At 67.8% G+C, this 1,256-nt stretch carries 1 protein-coding gene; it reads left to right on the top strand.

The window, feature by feature from the left end; translation table 11 throughout:
- Positions 1-1,256, top strand: a 1,256-nt coding sequence (locus ACWGRX_RS26925; protein ID WP_452120060.1) for a UDP-glucose dehydrogenase family protein, incomplete at both ends; no start/stop codon positions are given.

Below are 1,256 nucleotides of genomic sequence, written 5' to 3' on the forward strand. Positions count from 1 at the left end.
GGGGCGTGCTTCGCTGATTTCGGCCATGAGGTGATCTGCGTCGACCTGGACGCCGGCAAGATCGCGGCGCTGAACCGCGGCGAGATCCCGATCTTCGAGCCCGGGCTGGACGAGCTCGTGGCGAGCAATGTGCGGGCCGGGCGGCTCTCCTTCACCACCGAGCTGGCGGCGTCGGTGAGCCATGCCGAAGCGGTCTTCATCGCGGTCGGAACGCCCTCGCGCCGCGGCGACGGCCATGCCGACCTGTCCTATGTCCATCAGGCGGCGCGCGATGTCGCGGCCGCGATCGGCGGCTTCACGGTCGTGGTCACCAAATCGACCGTGCCGGTCGGGACCGGCGACGAGGTCGAGCGGATCATGCGCGAAGCCCGGCCGGATGGCGATTTCGCCGTGGTCTCGAACCCGGAATTCCTGCGCGAGGGCGCGGCGATCGCCGATTTCAAGCGCCCGGACCGGATCGTCATCGGCACCGAGGATCCGCGCGCCCGCAAGGTGATGGAAGAACTCTACCGGCCGCTCTATCTCAATGCGGCGCCGCTCCTGTTCACGGCGCGGCGCACCTCCGAGCTGATCAAATACGCCGCCAACGCCTATCTGGCGACCAAGATCACCTTCATCAACGAGATTGCCGATCTGTGCGAGCAGGTCGGCGCCAATGTCCAGGAGGTGGCGCGCGGCATCGGCCTCGACAACCGCATCGGCGGCAAGTTCCTGCATGCCGGGCCGGGCTATGGCGGCTCCTGCTTCCCGAAGGATACGCTGGCGCTGATGAAGACGGCGCAGGACATGGCGAGCCCGCTGCGCATCGTCGAGACCGTGGTCGCGGTCAACGACCAGCGCAAGCGCGCCATGGCCCGCAAGGTCGTCGCCGCCTGCGGCGGTTCGGTCAGGGGCAAGCGCATCGCCGTGCTCGGCCTCGCCTTTAAGCCGAACACCGACGACATGCGCGAGGCGCCCTCGCTCGCCATCATCACGGCGCTGACCGATGCCGGGGCGCAGATCGTCGCCTATGATCCGGAAAGCATGGACAGCGCCCGCCCGCTGCTGCCGGAGATCACTTACGCCCCCGACGCCTATGCCTGCCTCGAAGGCGCCGACGCCCTGGTGATCGTCACCGAATGGAACGCCTTCCGCGCGCTCGACCTCGACCGGGTCAAGGCGGCGCTGAAGCGACCCGTCGTCGTCGACCTGCGCAACATCTACCGCTCGAGCGAAATGCGCCAGCGCGGCTTCGAATACCTCAATATCGGAAACGC

This window comes from Allobosea sp. NPDC055594, assembly GCF_053618995.1.